The sequence below is a fragment of the Bacillus sp. T-10(2022) genome (genome assembly GCF_056502895.1).
Genome location: NZ_CP113518.1, coordinates 3,156,850 through 3,176,859, shown reverse-complemented (window position 1 = coordinate 3,176,859; position 20,010 = coordinate 3,156,850). Strand labels below are relative to the sequence as shown.

Here is a 20,010-nt window from a genome sequence, read left to right as displayed (position 1 = left end):
CTGAAGGGGATTCTCCCTTCAGCTTTTTTTATCTTTTTGCCAATTGGATCAAGCAAAAAGCAGGTGAATGATTAGTGGATATCTTTTTTCTTGAATCGACCGCCTCGAACTTCCGCGATATCCCCAACGGCAAGAAATGCAGATGGATCGAAACTTTTGACTATCTCTTTAAGTTTAGCTTCCTCAAGTCTGTTTATTACACAAAAGATGACTTTTTTATCATCACCAGAATAAGCACCTTCACCAGCTAAAAAGGTTACGCCCCGTCCAAGGCGATTCATTATGGCATCACCGATATCATTAAATTCATCACTGATAATCCAAACAAATTTGGATTCGTCCAAACCTGCGATGACGATATCCATCGTTTTATATGCTACGAAGTAAGCTATGATCGAATACATGGCACGATCCCACGAGAATACGAAGCCCGCACTGCCAAGGATGAATAAATTAAAAAACATGACGATCTCCCCAACGGAAAAAGGGAGCTTCTTGCTCGCGAGTATGGCAAGTATTTCTGTACCATCCAATGAGCCGCCATATCGAATGACCATTCCAACACCAATGCCAAGAATCATTCCGCCGAAAGCGGACGCTAGGAGGATATCTTGAGTGAAAGCTGGTACATGATGAAGCAATGTAGTGGTAATGGAAAGGACTAAAATTCCATAAAGGGTAGATAATGCGAAGGTTTTCCCGATTTGTTTATAACCGATAAAAAAGAAAGGAAGATTCAAAATGAAAAGAAAGATTCCAAGCTTCCATCCAGTAATGTAAGATAACATAATCGATATACCCGTTATGCCCCCGTCGATTACGTTATTCGGAACTAAAAAAATCTCGAGGCCGACAGCCATCAAAACCGCACCGATTGTAATTAGTAGACCTCTCTGTAAAATTTGTCTCAGTGTTAATTTTTTATGCTGGGTCTTCTTTTGCATAATTTCTGTTGTACTTGCACCTGCCAGGTCTGACATAATCATGCCCCCCACTCCTTCTCTCTATATAGGTTCTATTTAATTATAAACCTATAGGTATAATTAAATAAAGAAATTAACATTCTTGATTAATATATTCCCGAATAATTATTTTTGTTATTGATAATGTCCTGCAATGATGAAGCAGGGTTGAAAATGCTTGTCAATACCATGTATTCCTATTCTACTCCTTACAAAACAATAGTATTTCTAATTTTATTGATTTTATGAAAGAAACCTGCATTTTATTGAGATGTGGGGTGCACCGAAAGAATCAATGTGTAAATATATAGGGGTAAGGGAATAAAAAACCTTTGTGGTACTATGAATTTCCATTACAATATAGGAGAATAGAACGTTTGAGGTGATCAAGTAAAAAAATGGAACAATCAATTGTAGCATCAAATCCTTTTCTCTTTATGATTGCAGTACTTTTGATAATAATGGCTTGTTATACGGCGTTGGATTTATTGACAACATTACTGACGATAAAGCGATATAAACGCCTTGTGTATATAGGGAGCAGCTGCTCTATGGGTGTGGCTATTTGGACGCTTAATTTTGTGGTCATATTCACCCTCGATAATTCAGGAATGGCAGCATACAACTTTTTTACAATAATTTTTTCTTTAGCATTAGCGATTGCTCTCGCAGGGGTTGGGTTATTAGCCATTTCGTATAAAACACAAGTCCTGCAAATCGTTTTTTGCGGCTTCATGTTTACGATGGCCATATTATCTAATTATATAATGGGAACATCCTCATTAAACCAATCTTTGCACTTTAGTCCATTGTCGGTCTTCAGTACGCTTTTCAGTATCTTTATTTTATTTGTAGCAGCACTTGCAATATTATTTTATTTTAATAAATTAAGTCAATCCTCGCTAAAACCAGTCAGTACTCTCATGATGAGCGGGGCAATCATTGAAGGCTATTATCTTTTTGTAAGAGTGTTACCGATGAACGCGAAAAATGAAACGGGTGAATTTGTTCCACTCACCCCATTTATGCTTTATCTTACATGCTTCGTTTCATTATTCATCCTTGCCAGCTTGATCGCTTCAAGTACGATCGTAGGCCGGCGGTTGGCAAAAAGCGACAATACTGTGAGCGATATCCGTTATGCTTTAGATCAATCGGCGATCGTTGCCATCACGGATGCAAAAGGAATCATTACATATGTTAACGAAAAATTCCTGGAAATATCACAATATGAAAAACATGAACTAATAGGGAAAAATCATTCCATCATCAATTCTGGTTATCATCCAAAAGAATTTTTCACTGACTTATGGCTAACGATCAGCCAAGGGAAAACATGGCATGGTGAAATATGCAATCGGGCTAAAGATGGTAATGTTTATTGGGTGGATACAACTATCGTTCCATTTATGAAAAAGGGTAAACCATATCAATATATTTCCATCCGTTCGGATATTTCCAGTCGTAAAAAAGCAGAAAATGCTTTAAAGGAGTCAATTAAGGAACTTGAAGATATGCATTATGCAATCAACCAATCCTTGATTGTGGCGATTACTGATGATAAAGGAGTCATTATCGAAGTGAATGAAAAGTTCTCGGAGGTTTCTGGTTATGGGAGAGGTGAATTAATAGGCCAGACCCATAAGATAGTTAATTCTGGATACCACTCAAATGAATTCTTTGAAAATATGTGGAAGACCGTCGGTGAACGCAAAGTTTGGAAAGGTGAAATTAGAAACAAGGCGAAAGACGGCAGTTTTTATTGGGTCGATACAACAATTGTTCCATTTTTCAGCGAAGAAGGAAAGCCATTTCAGTATTTAACAATTAGATATGACATAACTGAGCGTAAACAATCGGAAGAGATGCTCAATCGGCAGGATAAATTAGCCGCTGTCGGTCAGCTTGCTGCTGGAGTGGCACATGAAATACGGAATCCACTGACCTCCATGAAAGGGTATACGGAATTTTTGCAATTAGATGAAACGGACGAAAATAAACAAGAATATCTGGAAATAATCATGGACGAAATCAATCGTGTGAATGAGATAGTTGAAGAGTTCTTGCAATTGGCCAAACCACAGGCCTTGATATTGGAATCGAAGAATCTTGTGCCGATCATTCAAAACGTCGTATCTTTGACGGATTTTGAAGCCAGGAAGAAGAACATCACGATAATTTCGGATTGCAATGAAGAAGAGATCCTCGTTCGTTGTGATGAGAATCGATTAAAACAAGTCATATTGAACTTCATTAAAAATGCTATGGAAGCTATGCCTGACGGTGGGTTCATAAAAGTCATGACTGAACTTAAAGATGATAAAGTGCATATATCCATTACCGACACAGGAATTGGGATGCCGCCAGAGCAGCTTAAGAGACTGGGAGAACCATTTTTCACAACGAAAAAAACTGGTAATGGGTTAGGTCTCATGATCAGCTTTAAAATCATAGAAAGCCATTTGGGAAATGTCTTTGTCGAGAGCGAGGTCAATAAAGGTACAGTCTTTAATATCGTGCTCCCTATTTAATATCCATACTAGGAAGCAATGAATTAAATCAACAACTTTTTAGAAGCTGTCTGCGTGGGGGAACTGGATTTGGATAAACAAAAGCATGTCAATATTATTAGCTTGAAGGTATTTTACTTATTTTCTTTTTTTGCAGTAGGAAGTTTAACACCGCTATTAAGCGTTTATTTGGCCAATGAGGCTGGTTTGTCCGGTATTGAAATAGGTACGATCATGTCTGTTGGACCGATAGTGATGATCGTTTTTCAACCTTTTTGGGGAATTGTCTGTGATTTGAGCGGGAGACCAGCAAAAATACTGGCAATGACATCGTTGCTTGCTGGTGTATTCGGTTTAGGCTACTTACTGTTCGAACACTATTTACTTATAGTATCCGTCGCAATCGCTTTGGCTATCTTTCAAAGTGCGATAATACCGGTTTCAGATAGCATCACCCTTCAATATACAACAAAAATCAAATCGAATTATGGGAAAATCCGTTTATTCGGATCACTTGGTTACGGTGTGGCCGTTTTTGTAATGGGAAGGTTATCTGAATCCTTCATGGGTCCTTCAGTGATATTTTATGCCTTTTTCTTCGGTCTTTTGATTGCGGCTAGTCTTGCTCTTCGTTTGCCTGAAGAGCCACCTGGGGAAAAGGTGAAGCTTTTCGGTGGAATGAAAGAATTGATCACCATGAAACGATTTCTTATCTTTCTTGCCATAACGTTCCTGCTATTTGGTCCTAATCTTGCAAATAATGTATACTATGGTTTATTTGTAGAGGCAAGGGGTGGGACATATACAGGAATTGGCATTGCGTTCCTTTTAGCTGTATTATCGGAAATCCCCTTTATGAGAATCGCAGGTACCTGGATCCATAAAATAGGCCTGCTGCCAATTACCTTATTGGCTGGAACGGCCTCATTGGTCCGCTGGGTTTTGTACTTCACCGAACCAAGTTTGGCTACCGTATATGTGACTTCGGTCATTCAAGGGTTTTCACTTGGCTTATTCATTCCTGCAGCTTTACAATATATCAGGGAAGTTGTCCCTGCACGAATAACAGTAACAGCAATAACGCTTTATTCCGCCATTGGCAATGGATTGGGTAACTGGTTCAGTACCTTCAGCGGCGGGATAATCTTGGATAAATCAGGAATATATGCTGTCTATTTATTTTATGGCTTACTCACGCTGATCGGGATGCTGCTTACAATATGGCTCATGAGGTTAGATATAAAATTAAAAGTAATGGGAAAACCCATAAGTACAATAGAAAAATGATGGAAAAAATAACGAGAGACCTCTTACCCTTTCATGGTGAAGAGGTCTTTTTTACTTGTCTCTCTACAAGTTTGAGAGGCCTGCTAAATGATCAAGCAGCTTGAACATTCTTTAAAAGCCGAATGGGATTCATTTAATCCCTCAGACTGTATACAAACTCGATTAAAAGTTTTTTAGGGTATGATAGAACCCCTTTTGTAATCCCTTTCCGCCTTTTTTTTATTGGTAATTTTAAAAAAGAGATGCTTTTATAAATTGGGATTTATAACCAGAACAATCAGTTTTTTGTTTTTGGAAATAATATGATTTAATGGAAGGTAGAGAATGAATGGAAGGGTGATTGTTTTGAGCAAACCAAAAGTGTTGGCTGCTACCATCGTATCGGCTCTTACCGGCCTGTTTTTTTTATTTTGCCTTGGATGGGCGATTACTGACCATTACGGAAAAGGAACTTCCGATAGAGAAGTAATTGAAGAAACCCCCATTAAAAATGATCTTCCTGATGATTTTACGGTAGTGGCATTAGGCGATTCATTGACACGTGGCACAGGTGATGAAACAGGGAAAGGCTACGTTGGACTTGTTGTTGAAGATTTGAAGAGTGAGTACAATAGAAAACCAATCATTCATAACCTCGGAATTAATGGACAAGTGTCTAAAGAATTGGTGCAGCAAGTGAAACAACCGGAAGTGAAGCGCCAAATCCAGGCAGCTGATATTATTTTAGTTACAATCGGGGGTAACGATTTATTTCAAAAAGGCCAGACCCTGCTTGAATATGATCGTGAAGCTATATCTGTATCACAAAAGAATTTCTTGGGAAATTTACATGAAATTTTTAAAGATATCAATAAAGTCAATGATACAGCTACCATTTTATTGCTTGGGCTGTATAATCCGTTTATAGATTTGGATGAAGACTTTGATACGAACCGCATCGTACGGGACTGGAATAATGAAACGGCGGAAGTCGTGGCTCTTTATCAAAATGCAATTTTCGTTCCAACTTTTGATTTATTTCAATTGTCGGTAAATGAGTATTTGTATTCGGATAAATTTCACCCTAATAAGAAGGGATATCGTTTAATTGCTGATAGAGTTGCTCCTTTAATAAAATGGGAGGATGTGGAACGATGAAACAGGTGACATTGTCTGTCAGGGACTTGAGAAAAAGGATTGGCAAAAGGGAAATTATTAAAGGAATTGATTTTGAACTGAATGAAGGGGAGGTTTTCGGCTTTTTAGGACCGAATGGAGCAGGAAAGACGACGACGATCCGCATGTTGGTCGGTTTGATTAAGCCAACTTCGGGTTCAATCCATATATGCGGGTATGATGTTCGTCAGGAATTTACGAAGGCTATGAAGCAAATGGGCTGCATCGTTGAAAATCCAGAGTTGTATCCTTTTTTGAGCGGATGGGATAATTTGCTCCACTTTGCAAGAATGTTACCTGAAGTTGATGAAACAAGAATGAACGAGGTTGTTGAACTCGTCGGTCTGCAAGCTAGAATTCACGATAAAGTGAAGACCTATTCTTTAGGTATGAGGCAGCGCTTAGGAATCGCGCAGGCAATGCTGAACAGTCCCAAGCTCTTGATTTTGGATGAACCGACCAATGGTCTAGATCCTGCCGGAATCCGTGAAATGCGGCAATTCATCAGAAAGTTGGCTGAAGAAGAAGGTATGAGCGTTCTGGTTTCTTCACACTTACTAGGTGAAATACAGCAACTTTGTGACCGGGTCGCAATTATTAAAGGGGGGGAAATTATCAAAACGGATACGGTGGAAAGCTTATTATCCACTCAGGAGCGGATATTTTGGCGGGTGGAACCTATACAAAAGGGAGCGGAAATTCTTAGCGGCTTCACCGAAATTACCATAGATCAAAAATATATCATTACAGCCTATGATGAACTAAAAACACCCGAATGGAATGCTGCACTTAACCAAGCAGGGGTGAGGGTCCATGAAATGAATCGTAAGCTCCCGGGATTGGAAGAATTGTTTTTGCAAGTTACCAGTGTCGGAGGTGCAGGCATTGAATAACTTGATTCAAAATGAAATGATGAAGTTGTTGGCAAAGAAACGGTTAATCATAATCGGTATCATCGTGGGAATTTTAGTGCTGATGTTTACATATGCCCAATACAAACAAGTGGAAGAGCAGCGGGAGAAGTTGGGAACTGATGATTGGCGTGCAGCTCTTCAGCAGCAAATCATTGATACTCAAAATCGATTGGGCTCGAATAGGATGCTCGATGAGTGGCGTGAACAGCTGCAAGTAAGTCTGAAGCAGCAGCAATATTATCTAGATCATGATATCAATCCCTCAGAACCAGGCGCAGCCACCTTTACACGCATGTTTTTGGAAAATGCAATCGATTTGTTCATTCCGCTGTTGATCATGATTGTGGCTAGTGATATGGTTTCCTCCGAAAGCAGTCAAGGGACGATCAAGCTTTTGTTGACCAGGCCAGTGGAGCGCTGGAAAATCTTATTGAGCAAATATGTAACATTATTATTATCGGTTTCGATTATCGTGGCGATGACAGCCTTATTATCTTACCTATTATCAGGTGTCATTTTCGGATATCAAGGATGGGGGGCCCCTGTAATAACCGGATTCGAATTGAATGGGTCAGACGTGGATGTCAGTCAAGTAAGGTTAGTGGAACAATGGAAATTCCTATTGATGGATTTGGGACTTGTCTGGCTGGTGGCGGTTGTTGTAGGTACCCTTTCTTTCATGCTTTCGGTTTTAGTGAGAAGCACCCCTGCAGGCATGGGCATCATGCTGGCTGCATTGATTTCCGGGGCTATATTGAACAATATGGTTTCATCATGGGAATCAGCGAAATATTTCTTTATGGTGAATTTGAAATTGACCGCTTACATTAGCGGGACGGCTCCACCGATTGAAGGGATGACTTTATTATCCTCCGTCATTACTCTGCTCGTTTGGTGGGCGCTTGCTTTAATCGTATCTTTTACAGTATTTACCCGGCGGGATGTATACTGAGAAACAGCCTAATGAATTATAGGTTGTTTCAGTTTGTTGACATAAATGGTTCGGGAGTGTCGCACCCCAACATGATTATAAAAGATGCCTCAGTTTGGCGACAAAATGGGGTTCGGAGTCCGAATAATGAAGTGAAGGTCGAAAAAATTCGTGGACGGTCGAATAAAGTGCAGGGAAGGTCGAATAACTTGCGTGGACGGTCGAATAAAGTGCAGGGAAGGTCGAATACCTGCGTGGACGGTCGAATAAAGTGCGATGAAGGTCGAATAACTGCGTGGACGGTTGAAAAAAGTGCGGTGAAGGCCAAAAAACTGCATGATTGGCCGAAAAAAGGTGCCGTGACTGACGAAAAAAGTCCGGCTGGAATCAACTGCAACTTTTTTAAAGAACTGTAGGCAAACTCGCTTTCGAATCTTTCTTACTATCTGAAACAGCCTATATAAATTATAGGTTGTTTTTTATTTTCTCGTACAGGGTATCCTTTAAAAAACAGTATGTTCAAATTAGGAGGATTATAAATGGATGATAATCATTTGAATGAAAAATTCATGCCAATGACTTCAGTTTCCAGTGGAGATGTACAGATTATAAATGAGGATATATATTGTCTGTCTGTCCAAATCGTTAATGTAATTTTTATAGGGTCACCCAAAGATGATAAATGGGTATTGATAGATGCTGGGATGCCGCGTTCAGCAGAGGTAATAAAGAAAACTGCTGAAGAAATATACGGACCGCAAAATCCACCTGCCGCGATTATTTTGACACATGGACATTTCGATCATGTTGGTGCACTGATTGAGTTAATGGAGTATTGGGATGCTCCTGTCTATGCCCACATTAAAGAAATGCCTTATTTAACGGGACAGGAAAATTACCCCGAACCTGATCCTACCGTTGAAGGGGGAATGGTCGCTAAAATTTCATGGGTATTTCCGAATGAGGGAATCAACCTTGATGAAAAAGTTCAGCCATTGCCTGATGATCATAGTGTTCCCGGGCTTCACGATTGGAAATGGGTTCACACCCCTGGCCATTCGAAAGGACATATTTCACTTTTCCGTGAAAGTGACCGAAGTTTGATTGCTGGAGATGCTTTTGTGAATGTCAGGCAAGATTCCCTATACAAGGTTATCACTCAGGAGAAAGAAATAGCAGGCCCACCGCGGTATTTGACAACCGATTGGGAGGCTGCCAAAGAATCGGTAAGGTTATTGGAAAGTCTAAAGCCGACTGTTGCCATAACGGGACATGGTTATCCTGTTGAAGGGAAAGAACTGGAAATGGGTTTAGCGAAGCTTGCAAAGGAATTCGATTCATTAGCTAAACCGGATCACGGGAAATATGTGGAATGAAGCGTGAACGAGTTTCATGAATAATTTCTCTTCAGAAGTCAAAAATAAACAAGCAACTTATGAAAAATGGAGGGATTTCCGTGACTAAATTAAGAGATATCATGACAACAGACGTGGACTGTTGCACTGCGGAAGATAATATATATGAAGCAGCAGTCAAAATGAAGAATGATGATGTTGGTGTCATTCCTGTATTGGAGAATAACCATTTAATTGGTGTTATTACAGACAGGGATATCGTCATTCGCTGTGTTGCCGAGAAAAAGCCGAATTCGACTAGAATTACCGATGTCATTTCCACCAATCTTGTAACAGGCACGCCTGATATGTCAGTGGAGGAAGCTGAGGAGTTAATGGCTACCGAACAAATCAGAAGGCTCCCTATCATTGAGAATGACAAGCTGGTCGGAGTCGTGGCATTAGGTGATCTTGCTGTACACCAACAGACAAATTCAATGGCGGGAAATGCATTAAGTTCAATTTCCGAAGACAGAGACCAAATTCAACACTAAAAATAAAAACTCTGTTAGCTTTTGCTAACAGAGTTTTTATTTTTAAAGATATTTATTAAACCATTCTTTGATTTCCTCAACATGTTGCAAGCGCATTTTTGGAGATCCGCTTCGGGATACTTCATGAGTTTCTTCTGGGAAGGAAACAAGTACCGCTTCTTTATTTTGACGTTTTAAGGCGACAAAAAATTGTTCGCTCTGTTCAATGGGACAGCGGAAGTCCTTATCACCGTGAAGTAAAAGTAAAGGGGTATTCACATCGGAAACATATTTTAATGGAGAGTGCTGCCATAATTTTTCAGCAGAGTTAACGATATCGCCGCCAACTTCCCACTCTGTAAAATAATAGCCGATGTCGCTGACCCCATAAAAACTTAGCCAGTTACTAATGCAACGCTGAGTGACAGCGGCCTTGAAGCGGTTGGTATGTCCGATGATCCAATTTGTCATGAACCCTCCATAACTTCCTCCGGATACCCCTAAATCTTCATGGTCTATAAAATCATACGTAGCTAAAACGTGATCAACTCCAGCCATTAAGTCTTTATAATCCATGCCTCCATAATCGCCCCGGCAGGCATTTACGAAGTCTTGTCCATATCCTACACTCCCGCGCGGGTTAGTGAACAATACAGTATAGCCTTCATTAGCCAAGGTCTGGAATTCATGAACATAGGTATTGGCATACATCATATGCGGACCGCCGTGGATTTCTAAAATGAGCGGATATTTTTGATTACCATCAAAATCGGTCGGTCTCATGATCCAGCCGTGGATGGTAAGTCCATCAACGGACTGGAATGTAATTGGTTCAGCCGTGGACAAATGTTTATCCTTCAAAAAATCCTCATTAACAAAACTGATTTGTTCCTTATCGCCATTGGTAAGGTTATAAGCAAAGAGATCGCCGGGATGAACAGGTGTACTGATGGCCACGACAGCACGGTGGCTTTCGGGATCTATAGTCAGGCCGTATATATGCTGCGGGTCAAGGATTGATGGATACATGGCTCCTTCAATCGAACCATAATATACTCCAGTATTTCCATAATCACTTATTAAAAAGTAAAAACCTTGGCTATCGTTTGTCCACAAAATACCTGGGTCTACGGCTCCGATTTGGAAATCCCCAATTGCGGAATCGCCTATTTGGACGTCCCATCCATCGGTCAAACACTGAGTCGTTTGATCGAAAATGGAATATAACCAGATATTTGAAAAGGTGGCACCGGCAAATTCTTTATTATGGCCAATGAAAGATAGATATTCGCCATTTGGAGACCATTTCGGATCTCTAAAGAAACCTGTACTATCCGTTATCTTCTCTAAAGATTTCGTTTCAAGGTCCATGATGAAAATATCGGAAAAAAGTTCATCATCACTTCTTTCTGCATCCCCGCTTATGAATGCAATATGCTGTCCGTCTGGTGACCATGCATTCGGTTGATGATCAACATTGTTTTCCGTTATCAATGTGGATTCTCCCTTAAAAATGTCCACTATAACCAGCTGCTGATATAACTGATCAAAATAGCCTCTTCCATCCCATTTATACTTAATCCGGTCATACCTATTAACTTCTTTGGTCAAATCATTTTCCTTAACCGTATTAAGGTTTTCGTCCTCCTTTAACCCGGTAGAAAGCAGCAACTTGGTGGAACAAGGAGACCAAATAGGTTTTGAAGCGCCGTTAACGAAATGGGTCAACTGGCGAGCTTCCCCACCAATGCTCCCAATGATGTGGACTTGTTTTTTCCCTGATCTGTCTGATATAAAGGCAATATGCTTGCCGTCGGGGGACCATGCTGGTGATGTATCACGATTATTCCCAAACGTCCATTGCTTTGTTTCATTCGTAATCAGGCTGAACATAAACAGATTGGAAATGTATTTTTCCGTTTTTTCATCGATTCTGGTTTGGACATAAACCGCCATACTGCCATCCGGTGATAGCTTTGGATCGGTCACTGATTTCAAGTGAAATAAGTCTCTTGCTGTTATACCTATTTTGTTCATCCTTTTCACCCTTTCATTTCTCATAGTTATGTATTTCGCTAAAGAGAAATATAATTCCTTTAGTAAATGGTAAACGCGTAAGGTTTATTTATCAAGGACGAAAGAAATGAAAAAAATCCGGCCTTTTCATCAGGTCGGATCATCAGGTTATATAGGCAAAAACTTACAACTACTTATGCATGTGTCGTGTATGTGGGCGGTGCGGCGGTATTTGGAAATTATGTTCTTCCATCATTTTATAATGTTTTTCAAAATGTGAAACCATTTTATCGGCTTCTTCTTTTGAAAGCGCTCCATACTCGACATATTTTTGGATCAATATCTTTTTGTCAGCGAGTATCTGCTTTTGGATCTTGGCGATTTCAGATTTTTGAGCATCAGTGAATTGTACACGTTCCGTTTTTGCTTTATTTTCCTCTGCAGCTGGGTGGTTGAGGTTGAATAAGAATAGGGAACATGCTGTTAAACAGATGACTAAAAACTTTTTCATGAATGAACGACTCCTTCTTTTGTTTTTTTGCCTTATGAAGAATTGTAGAACATTTAAAACCTTAAAGTCTCTTCCTTGTAAAATGTTTTTCTTTATGGAAGATTCCTTATTTCTTTATTATCATTTACAGCATTTACAGTTTTATGTAAAAAAATAGGTAAGGGTTTGTTAAAGAAAGATATGGGTAATTTAAATGTAAGCAAATATTTTGATGTAACTTCTTATTAATAAAAATCCTTAAAGAATGGGGGAGTATCATGATTTGGACGATTATTGGTGTAATAATATTATTATGGGTTCTTGGTTTAGTCTTTAAAGTGGCTGCAGGCTTTATACATATCTTGCTTATCATCGCGGTCATTCTCATTTTGGTTAAAGTTTTTAAGGGAAGGAAACGAATGTAGATGTGTATTGAATGGCTGACGTGGAAAAGCTTATAAATACCAATGTAAAAGGCGGTCTGGTGAACAGGCCGCCTTTTACATTTCCATCAAGTTGTCAATCGTAAGGAAGTGGCTGGCCTAACAACCTCTTATGAATCCATATCGCTGCTTGGGTGCCATCCCCCATCGAAATGGTGACTTGTTCGGAATGGGCAACGAGGTCACCGCCTGCCCAGACTCCTTTAATATTCGTTTCTTTAGTCCGGGGATGAATCACGACATGATTGTTTTCATTGACTTGCACACCTAATTGTAGGGCTAGGTCATTATTTAGTTTGTTCCCTTTAAACGCCGTGAATGCTTTTTCAGCCTCGATTATTTTACCGGAGACTAATTGTATGCCCGTTAGCTGCTGTTTGTCGTCGACATGAACCTCACAAACTTCTTCTTCGATTACGGGTATCTGATTTTCCTTCAATTTTTCCTTATAATCATCATCAATTTTTGATTTCAAATGATTTACGTAAATGATATCTTTTGACCAATATAAAAGTGTAAGGGCCATGCCCGCACCCGTATTTCCGCCTCCAAGAACAACGGTTTGCTTATCCATGATCTCATACCCATCACAGTCAGGGCATATATATGTGGATGTCCCAAGAGTTGGATAGATGTTTTTGATTGGAGGAATGTTATCGGTAATGCCGGTACCGAGAAAAATCATTTTTGCTTGATATTCCCTGTCATTCTTTGTTTGGATAAAAAACTTGTCCTGTTTTTTTTCAAGAGATGTCACAGTATCATCCAAGAATTCGACACCGAATTTTTCAGCGTGCTGTCTGCCAAGCGTCCTTAATTGTTTACCGCTTACCCCATCCGGCCATCCAAGAATGTTATGGTAAGCCTTGGCAATGGAAGAGCGGCCTTGAGCAGAATCAATGACGATAATATCATGTTTATACCTTCCGAGCTGTATAGCTGCCTGAATACCGGCTATACCTCCACCAATAATAATGCAATCTGCTTGTTTCATGAATTCACCGCCCATAAATTTGGAATAAACCTAGTGTTATTCTATCTGTAAAAAATATACCACTAGTCGCTGGCGCTTAAACAAAAAAGAGGAAGGTCCGCTAGCTGGCGGACCTTCCTCTTTTTCAGTTAATGCCGGTATCATTGTTCTTGTATCGGTTCGAGCCATTCTTGTGCCCAATTTTGAATTTCGTTCATTACCGGTGCAAGAGCCTTGCCTTTTTCAGTTAAAGAATATTCAATCCTGACCGGTGTCTCTGGATATACGTCCCTTTTAACAATACCTTCAATTTCCAAGTCCTTTAAACGTTCGGAAAGAATCCTGCCGCTTATCGGGAATGCAGATTCAATATTACAAAACCGTTGAGGGCCATTAAGTAATTGATTGACAATCAATCCAGTCCAGCGTTTACTCAAGATTTGCATTCCTTTTTCAAATCGTGGACAAAGTGTCGTATTATTCATCTTATCACCTCATTATTAATATATTATAATGCATTTACCTCATATGTAACAACTTTACCGATAATTATTTAGTTACTAGAGGATATTAAAGTATAAGAAATTTATGTGCTTACTTTAAGTATCATGAAAAGAAATTCGCCTCGTAATTGCCACATTTTTAAAAAAAATGCGCTTTTAAAAAATGTGTTCTTTAGGGATACCGTGAAAAATATGTTATTTTAATATTGAAGTCAAAGTTTTACAAATGGAAGGGTTCGTGGGAAAGATGAGTGATTTACTGCAAGAGGCCGTATCCTTTATCAGGACAAGTTATCCGGAATTATCGAAAACGGAAGAGGACATAGATGGCAGGATTGAACAAATCAAAAAGGAAATAGATGAAACAGGCAGATATGAACATACATATGAAGAATTGGTTTATGGTGCTAAATTAGCTTGGCGTAATAGCAATCGTTGCATAGGGCGCTTTTTTTGGGAGTCGCTGAGGGTGATTGATAAAAGGATGATTCAAAGCGAAGAAGAAATTGTATCGGCTCTCTATGAGCATATCGAATATGCAACGAATAATGGGAGCATCAGGCCTGTGATTACAATTTTCAAACAAAAAGATCATGATCAAAAAGTGGATATTTGGAATCATCAGCTTATTCGATATGCAGGATATGAGACGGAGCATGGCGTAATCGGCGATTCAAGTTCAATAGCATTCACCAAGCAATGTATGGCATTGGGATGGGAAGGGAAATTCGGGCGTTTCGATATTTTACCCCTAGTAGTCCAATTGGACGGAAAAACCCCTAGTTTACATGAAATACCTGAGAGCCTCGTTAAAGAAGTTCAAATCACCCACCCTGAGCTGACATGGTTCAAAGATCTTCAAATCAAATGGTATGCAGTTCCGATCATATCTGGCATGAGGCTGGAAATTGGCGGAATCACGTATTCAGCTGCACCATTTAATGGGTGGTACATGGGAACGGAAATCGGTGCCAGGAACCTTGCTGATGAAGAACGCTACAATATGCTGCCGGCAATTGGGGAGAGGATGGGCTTGGATATTAAACGTGATTCAAGTTTATGGAAAGATCGAGCTCTTATCGAACTGAATGAAGCAGTCCTTCATTCGTATAAAAAACACGGAGTCAGCATTGTTGATCACCATACAGCAGCTAAACAATTCAAGAAATTCGAAGAAAAAGAAGCCACTTGTAACCGGAAAGTTACTGGGGACTGGACCTGGTTAATTCCGCCGGTATCTCCAGCCACAACCCACGTTTTTCATCAGCCGTATAATAATGAAATAATGAAACCTAATTTCTTTTATCAAATTCCTCCATATAAATAAAGGTTTACATTAATTGGCGTTGGGTATATATATATCAAGCCAATAAATAAGGGGGAAGGTAATGATGGCATTAGGAAGAAACGTGGTATTACTAGGAGTCGGAGTTGCCGGAGTCTCATTTTTATCGAATAAAACGAACAGAGGAAAAATGAAGGACATATGGTCCAATGCAAAAGCAAAAACAGTAGGCTTTTGGAATAGGACGGCTTCAGAGCTGGATCCTGTAATTGAAAAGGCAGGTCACCCTGATCCATATGATCATGACGACAATAAAATGGTAGATGAAGGCGCCATGTATGGTGTTCACTATTATAATAATGCTAAGCATGGATAACGTTATCAGACGCTTGGGGAAACCCAAGTGTTTTTTTTGTGGTAGTTTTTATTAAATTTTCCAAGCGATAAAAACTGATAATTTCGAATTCAAGACAGAGAACCAAGGTATTAAATTCGTTATTGTGCTTTAAAAGAATAAGGATTAAGATTAAAGAATCGAAAGGAAGTGGATACGAGTGAGCAGCAGTTCTTATGATCCTGAACCCAGAAAGCAAGAGGAAGCCAATATGATGCTAGAAGTCGAGACTGTTATTCTCCTTGAGTATCTGCTCGAAGAAGGTAAATAAGGCTTTCTCTATAGAAGAGGAGGTCAAGAAATGATTGAAATCTACAAGACGGATGAAAACCGACACCTAAACAAGATCGAGGAAATGACAAAAGGTTCCTGGGTGAACATTGTCGCGCCCACAGAAGCTGAAATAGATTATATATGCACGACTTTGAAGTTACCGATAAATTTCATGAAAGATCCGTTGGATGATGAGGAAAGGCCTCGAATCGAAAAAGAGGATGATAATGTGTTAATTATTGTCGACTTCCCATATTTGACCAGGGATGAGGCCGACTTACCGATTTTTGAAACAATACCTATAGGGATGATTTTTACCAAAGACTGTTTCATTACGGTATCTTTGAAAGAAACACCGATATTGGCGAATTTCAAAAACAATAAGATAAAAGGATTTTTCACCAATAAGAAAACAAGGTTTGCCTTACAATTACTATTTGAGATTTCATCCTATTATTTACGTTACCTGAAACAAATCAACAAGATGACTAATGAAGCGGAACGTGAATTGCATCAGTCCATGAAAAATAAAGAATTATACACTTTCCTGGCTTTGGAAAAAAGCTTGGTTTATTTTACGACATCATTAAAATCCAATCGCGTAGTACTTGATAAGATCCTCCGGTTTAATTATTTGAAAATGTATGAAGAAGATAAAGAATTGCTTGAGGATGTAATCATCGAAAATGCTCAGGCAATTGAAATGGCAGAAGTGTATCTATCCATTCTTAGCGGTATGATGGATGCATTCGCTTCGATCATTTCCAATAATGTCAATAATGCCATGAAGTTTCTAACCTCCGTGACCATTATTTTGACGCTGCCGACGATGGTGGCAAGCTTCTACGGAATGAATGTGGAACTGCCATTTGAACATAATCGGTTTGCTTTCATTTTTACATTATTAATAGCCATCACATTGGCGGGGACGACGGCATTCATTTTTTGGAAGAAAAAATATTTTTAAAATTAACCGGCTTATTAAGCCGGTTTCAGTTTGTCTACAGTTTTTATTAGGGGTTTGTGCAATTTGGACATTGATTGGAACGTAGGGCACTCGCTTACCGCGGGCGGTCCGGGAGCCTCCTCGGCGGCTTTGCGCCTGCGGGGTCTCCCCTGGACTCGCATTTCCCGCAGGAGTCTCGCACCTTACGTTCCAACCAACTTTGTTTTAACTTTTAGATAGAACCCTTACGCCTAAAGTCTTTATTGCTTTAAAATAGAATTAATAAAACTTGAGGTGATAAGGATGCTTTCTAAACATGATTCTATTCAGCGTGTTCAACTTGAAATGATTACTATAGATCAACTGGTGCCGAACCGTTTGGTTGAGGCTGCCAAGCCGGTTTTGTTTTATTCCTCAAAAAAATCAGCAAATCCTTCACTGTTAATTCGATCGGTATAAGGGTTCTCATCTTTTACATTCTTTGCATCCAAATTTGTTTTAATCACTAAACGGGGACTCTGTGATGCTTCTCTGATGATACGGTCGTTCAACTCTTTAAAATCCGGAATATTCTTATTGCCGGGTCTGTTTGGTTCCAATTAAACCACCTCCATTTGTATCTTGGCAATAAAGGATGGGGTGTATTCATGAATATTATTAGGATTGGGAAGGATAAGGACTTAGGAGGAGATCATGATGACCAAATGGAACGAGCAAGCAGCTCGCAATAATAATTTAAGGGCAAGTGATTTAAACCCAGATGGAGCCGATAAAGGAAAAATGGATTCAAAAATAATTGATGGAGATCAATTGAATGATCTAAAGATCCAAGAGGAAATCAGAAAGCAAAATATGTAAGAGAAGTCCCTGACTTCAAAGTTAAGCAAAAAGGATCATGCAGAGGAAAACGCTTGGCGGATAAACCAAGCGTTTTTTTTTGCGTATCATGAAGACGGAATTCCATGGTTGTTTTAGGATTCTTATCAAGAACGCTTTTGCTTTTTAAGTGAAGAGGGTTGAGTGAAGGACCCGGTTTCTTTCGTAGTGGTACCTTGCCCTTCTACCTGGGAAGACCCTAAACGGGTTTGTGAAGCATCTTTCTTGTTTTTTCCATTCATGTTTATCACCTCGATATTACTTTCCCTTTTTCCTTTGCATCCTATACATATATTGAAGGTGAAAAGGACAGGTTAGAAGGTAGAGGAGGTGTGTGTTGATGTCAAAAATCGGTGTTGAAGAATCATTAACGAATATTCAGGAAGCACTTCGTGAAAAAGGTTTTGATGTTGTGGAGATTAAACAAGAAGCTGACGCAAAAAACGTGGATTGTTGTGTGGTAACAGGTTTGGAAAGTAATGTAATGGGTATAAGCGATACTTCATTAAAAGCGTCTATCATTGAGGCAAGTGGTTTAACGGCTGATGAAGTGTGCCGCGAGGTTGAAAATAAAATGAACGCCATTCAATAGTTCAAAAAGTGCCTAAACCGATATAGGGTTAGGCACTTTTTTTGTTCAAGGTTACTGTGCTATGGAAATTGCTGCATTCAATTCCACCGCTACATTCCCTTTGATCGCCTTGGAAATCATACATGAAGCTTCAGCTTTTTCAGCAAGTTTCCTCGCTTTTTCAACCACTTTTTCTGAAGTCCCCGGTACTAATATAAGTTCAGGGCGATGAATGATTTTCTTGTAGGTGAATACACCATTCGTAACATCCACTAACGCTTCCGATTGCATGGTCAAGCTCACCTTTTCTATATGGGCTCGCTCTAACATGGCAGCAAAGGTAATGATATAGCAGGTCGATGCCGCCCCAAGCAGCATTTCATCGGGATTAGTGCCGATCCCTGGTCCATCCATTTCAGTTGGAATACTTATCTGTGTTAGAAGATTCCCTGAATGAATTGTGCCGATATCATTTCTGCCGCCTGGCCACTCTGCGGTTAAATGAAAGTGATGAATCGTCATTTTTTTTACCTCCTTACCATTTCTATAGTGTAAACGATAAAACAGGCTAAGTATTCGATTTTGCTCACTCGGGTGAGTAATCATACAGCAGTGGGTCGAATTAAGTTTTCAGTATGCCAATTCAGCAAGCCGACCGTAGCGGTCGAGCGGATAGGCATTATTGATATAAAGGATACTGTTGATGAAACAAAAGGCAGAGGCATCAGGCTATTTTAAGCACAATATTGGATAGGCTTATCTATAATGATATAGACGGTTTAATATAAATAATACTTCATTAAGGAAGGGCTGAAAAGTTGACTACATTGAGTAATATGTTCGATTTGACTAATAAAACGGCTATCATTACCGGCGGCGGCAGAGGGCTGGGCAAACAGATCGCCATGGCGTTGGGGGAGGCTGGTGCTAATATAGTCATTGCTTCACGAAATCTTCCTGTATGTAAGGAGGTATGTGAAGACTTGCAATCGATGGGTGTTAATGCCGTTGCCTTTGAATGTGATATCACGGATGAGAGTGCCATTGACCGTGTCGTCCAGGAAACGGTTGCCCAATTTGGCACGATTGATATTCTTGTCAATAATAGCGGTACGTCCTGGTCAGGTCCGCTTTTGGATCTTCCTAAGGATAAGTGGGAAAAAGTATTGAATGTTAATGTTACAGGTACATTCCTGTTTTCACAAGCTGTAGCGAGGGTCATGAAGCGGCAAAATTCAGGGAAAATCATAAATATTGCATCGGTGACAGGTCTTGGCGGGACGTTTCCTGAGCTATTGGATACGATAGCTTATAACACCAGTAAGGGTGCCATCATTACAATGACGAAGGATTTAGGAGTTAAGCTTGCTAGATACGGCATCCAAGTCAATGCGATAGCACCTGGATTTTTCCCGACTAAAATCACAAAGAAAGTTCTTGAAAAGTCCGACTATGACATATTAGGCAAAATTCCTGCTGGCAGGTTTGGCGATGAAGAAGATTTAAAGGGGGCTGCCGTATTTTTAGCCTCACAGGCTTCTGACTATATGGTTGGTCATGTTTTGATCATAGACGGAGGTATATCGGCATTAGTATAAACGGAGGAGAAAGGAA

The 20,010-nt window shown here is 39.7% G+C and carries 23 protein-coding genes; 15 read left to right on the top strand and 8 right to left on the bottom strand.

The genetic code is table 11. The features are described from left to right. Positions 1 to 71: 71 nt before the first annotated feature. Positions 72 to 986, bottom strand: coding sequence for a YitT family protein (locus OSJ91_RS15495; protein WP_260320902.1), 915 nt, complete (start codon positions 984 to 986; stop codon positions 72 to 74). Positions 987 to 1,360: 374 nt separating this feature from the next. Between OSJ91_RS15495 and OSJ91_RS15490 the strand changes: the two genes are divergently transcribed. The 8 genes from OSJ91_RS15490 to OSJ91_RS15455 all read left to right on the top strand — a co-directional run bounded on the left by OSJ91_RS15490 (position 1,361) and on the right by OSJ91_RS15455 (position 9,647). Beyond that, positions 1,361 to 3,493, top strand: a complete 2,133-nt coding sequence (locus OSJ91_RS15490) for a PAS domain S-box protein (protein ID WP_485889998.1) — start codon at positions 1,361 to 1,363, stop codon at positions 3,491 to 3,493. Between the two features lie 69 nt (positions 3,494 to 3,562). Then, positions 3,563 to 4,759, top strand: a complete 1,197-nt coding sequence (locus tag OSJ91_RS15485) for an MFS transporter (RefSeq protein ID WP_485889997.1) — start codon at positions 3,563 to 3,565, stop codon at positions 4,757 to 4,759. Between the two features lie 345 nt (positions 4,760 to 5,104). Further along, entirely contained in the window at positions 5,105 to 5,896 is a 792-nt protein-coding gene (locus OSJ91_RS15480) for an SGNH/GDSL hydrolase family protein (RefSeq protein ID WP_485889996.1), read from the top strand. Continuing rightward, positions 5,893 to 6,807: an ABC transporter ATP-binding protein gene (locus OSJ91_RS15475; RefSeq protein ID WP_413018222.1), complete on the top strand. Its 915-nt coding sequence runs from the start codon at positions 5,893 to 5,895 to the stop codon at positions 6,805 to 6,807. The genes OSJ91_RS15480 and OSJ91_RS15475 overlap by 4 nt, the downstream gene beginning before the upstream one ends. Continuing rightward, positions 6,800 to 7,780 (top strand): ABC transporter permease, encoded by a 981-nt coding sequence (locus OSJ91_RS15470; protein WP_350299034.1) that lies wholly within the window; start codon positions 6,800 to 6,802, stop codon positions 7,778 to 7,780. Before OSJ91_RS15475 ends, OSJ91_RS15470 begins: the two co-directional genes overlap by 8 nt. A gap of 71 nt (positions 7,781 to 7,851) precedes the next feature. Continuing rightward, positions 7,852 to 8,175 carry a hypothetical protein gene (locus tag OSJ91_RS15465; protein WP_485889995.1) on the top strand — a complete coding sequence of 108 codons (324 nt, stop codon included), beginning with the start codon at positions 7,852 to 7,854 and terminating at the stop codon, positions 8,173 to 8,175. A gap of 123 nt (positions 8,176 to 8,298) precedes the next feature. Next, positions 8,299 to 9,135 (top strand): MBL fold metallo-hydrolase, encoded by an 837-nt coding sequence (locus tag OSJ91_RS15460; RefSeq protein WP_350299032.1) that lies wholly within the window; start codon positions 8,299 to 8,301, stop codon positions 9,133 to 9,135. An 80-nt stretch (positions 9,136 to 9,215) separates the two neighbouring features. Then, the gene (locus OSJ91_RS15455) at positions 9,216 to 9,647 is read left to right on the top strand and encodes a CBS domain-containing protein (RefSeq protein ID WP_350299031.1); all 432 of its coding nucleotides are present in this window, start codon (positions 9,216 to 9,218) and stop codon (positions 9,645 to 9,647) included. Between the two features lie 42 nt (positions 9,648 to 9,689). On the opposite strand, the gene OSJ91_RS15450 is transcribed toward OSJ91_RS15455, so the two are convergent. Both OSJ91_RS15450 and OSJ91_RS15445 read right to left on the bottom strand, forming a co-directional pair. Continuing rightward, a complete protein-coding gene (locus tag OSJ91_RS15450; RefSeq protein WP_485889994.1) occupies positions 9,690 to 11,663 on the bottom strand; it encodes a S9 family peptidase in 1,974 nt (657 codons plus the stop codon). Between the two features lie 169 nt (positions 11,664 to 11,832). Then, complete coding sequence (locus tag OSJ91_RS15445; RefSeq protein WP_485889993.1) at positions 11,833 to 12,153, bottom strand: YckD family protein; 321 nt, start codon at positions 12,151 to 12,153, stop codon at positions 11,833 to 11,835. Positions 12,154 to 12,410: 257 nt separating this feature from the next. Between OSJ91_RS15445 and OSJ91_RS15440 the strand changes: the two genes are divergently transcribed. Further along, complete coding sequence (locus tag OSJ91_RS15440) at positions 12,411 to 12,557, top strand: lmo0937 family membrane protein (RefSeq protein WP_485889992.1); 147 nt, start codon at positions 12,411 to 12,413, stop codon at positions 12,555 to 12,557. 94 nt (positions 12,558 to 12,651) lie between these two features. On the opposite strand, the gene OSJ91_RS15435 is transcribed toward OSJ91_RS15440, so the two are convergent. After that, entirely contained in the window at positions 12,652 to 13,569 is a 918-nt protein-coding gene (locus OSJ91_RS15435; RefSeq protein WP_485889991.1) for an NAD(P)/FAD-dependent oxidoreductase, read from the bottom strand. 140 nt (positions 13,570 to 13,709) lie between these two features. Beyond that, entirely contained in the window at positions 13,710 to 14,033 is a 324-nt protein-coding gene (catR, locus tag OSJ91_RS15430) for a catDE operon transcriptional regulator CatR (protein WP_101225109.1), read from the bottom strand. A gap of 265 nt (positions 14,034 to 14,298) precedes the next feature. Here catR and OSJ91_RS15425 point away from each other — a divergent pair, with 265 nt between their 5' ends. The 3 genes from OSJ91_RS15425 (at position 14,299) to OSJ91_RS15415 (ending at position 16,970) form a co-directional block, all read left to right on the top strand. After that, a complete protein-coding gene (locus OSJ91_RS15425; RefSeq protein WP_485889990.1) occupies positions 14,299 to 15,378 on the top strand; it encodes a nitric oxide synthase oxygenase in 1,080 nt (359 codons plus the stop codon). Positions 15,379 to 15,439: 61 nt separating this feature from the next. Next, the gene (locus OSJ91_RS15420; protein WP_485889989.1) at positions 15,440 to 15,712 is read left to right on the top strand and encodes a hypothetical protein; all 273 of its coding nucleotides are present in this window, start codon (positions 15,440 to 15,442) and stop codon (positions 15,710 to 15,712) included. A 319-nt stretch (positions 15,713 to 16,031) separates the two neighbouring features. After that, positions 16,032 to 16,970, top strand: coding sequence for a magnesium transporter CorA family protein (locus OSJ91_RS15415; RefSeq protein ID WP_413018206.1), 939 nt, complete (start codon positions 16,032 to 16,034; stop codon positions 16,968 to 16,970). A gap of 386 nt (positions 16,971 to 17,356) precedes the next feature. Here the strand turns inward: OSJ91_RS15415 and OSJ91_RS15410 are convergent, their stop codons facing one another. Beyond that, positions 17,357 to 17,548: a hypothetical protein gene (locus OSJ91_RS15410; RefSeq protein WP_350299024.1), complete on the bottom strand. Its 192-nt coding sequence runs from the start codon at positions 17,546 to 17,548 to the stop codon at positions 17,357 to 17,359. A 94-nt stretch (positions 17,549 to 17,642) separates the two neighbouring features. Here OSJ91_RS15410 and OSJ91_RS15405 point away from each other — a divergent pair, with 94 nt between their 5' ends. Further along, positions 17,643 to 17,807, top strand: a complete 165-nt coding sequence (locus OSJ91_RS15405; RefSeq protein WP_485889988.1) for a hypothetical protein — start codon at positions 17,643 to 17,645, stop codon at positions 17,805 to 17,807. 125 nt (positions 17,808 to 17,932) lie between these two features. Here OSJ91_RS15405 and OSJ91_RS15400 read toward each other — a convergent pair whose 3' ends face one another. Beyond that, entirely contained in the window at positions 17,933 to 18,067 is a 135-nt protein-coding gene (locus tag OSJ91_RS15400) for a YuzL family protein (RefSeq protein WP_101225105.1), read from the bottom strand. Between the two features lie 98 nt (positions 18,068 to 18,165). On the opposite strand from OSJ91_RS15400, the gene OSJ91_RS15395 reads away from it, so the two are divergent. After that, complete coding sequence (locus OSJ91_RS15395) at positions 18,166 to 18,417, top strand: YkuS family protein (protein WP_350299022.1); 252 nt, start codon at positions 18,166 to 18,168, stop codon at positions 18,415 to 18,417. A 51-nt stretch (positions 18,418 to 18,468) separates the two neighbouring features. Here OSJ91_RS15395 and OSJ91_RS15390 read toward each other — a convergent pair whose 3' ends face one another. Then, positions 18,469 to 18,918 carry an OsmC family protein gene (locus OSJ91_RS15390; protein WP_485889987.1) on the bottom strand — a complete coding sequence of 150 codons (450 nt, stop codon included), beginning with the start codon at positions 18,916 to 18,918 and terminating at the stop codon, positions 18,469 to 18,471. Between the two features lie 314 nt (positions 18,919 to 19,232). Here OSJ91_RS15390 and OSJ91_RS15385 point away from each other — a divergent pair, with 314 nt between their 5' ends. Further along, positions 19,233 to 19,994, top strand: a complete 762-nt coding sequence (locus OSJ91_RS15385; RefSeq protein WP_350302884.1) for an SDR family oxidoreductase — start codon at positions 19,233 to 19,235, stop codon at positions 19,992 to 19,994. Positions 19,995 to 20,010 lie beyond the last annotated feature (16 nt).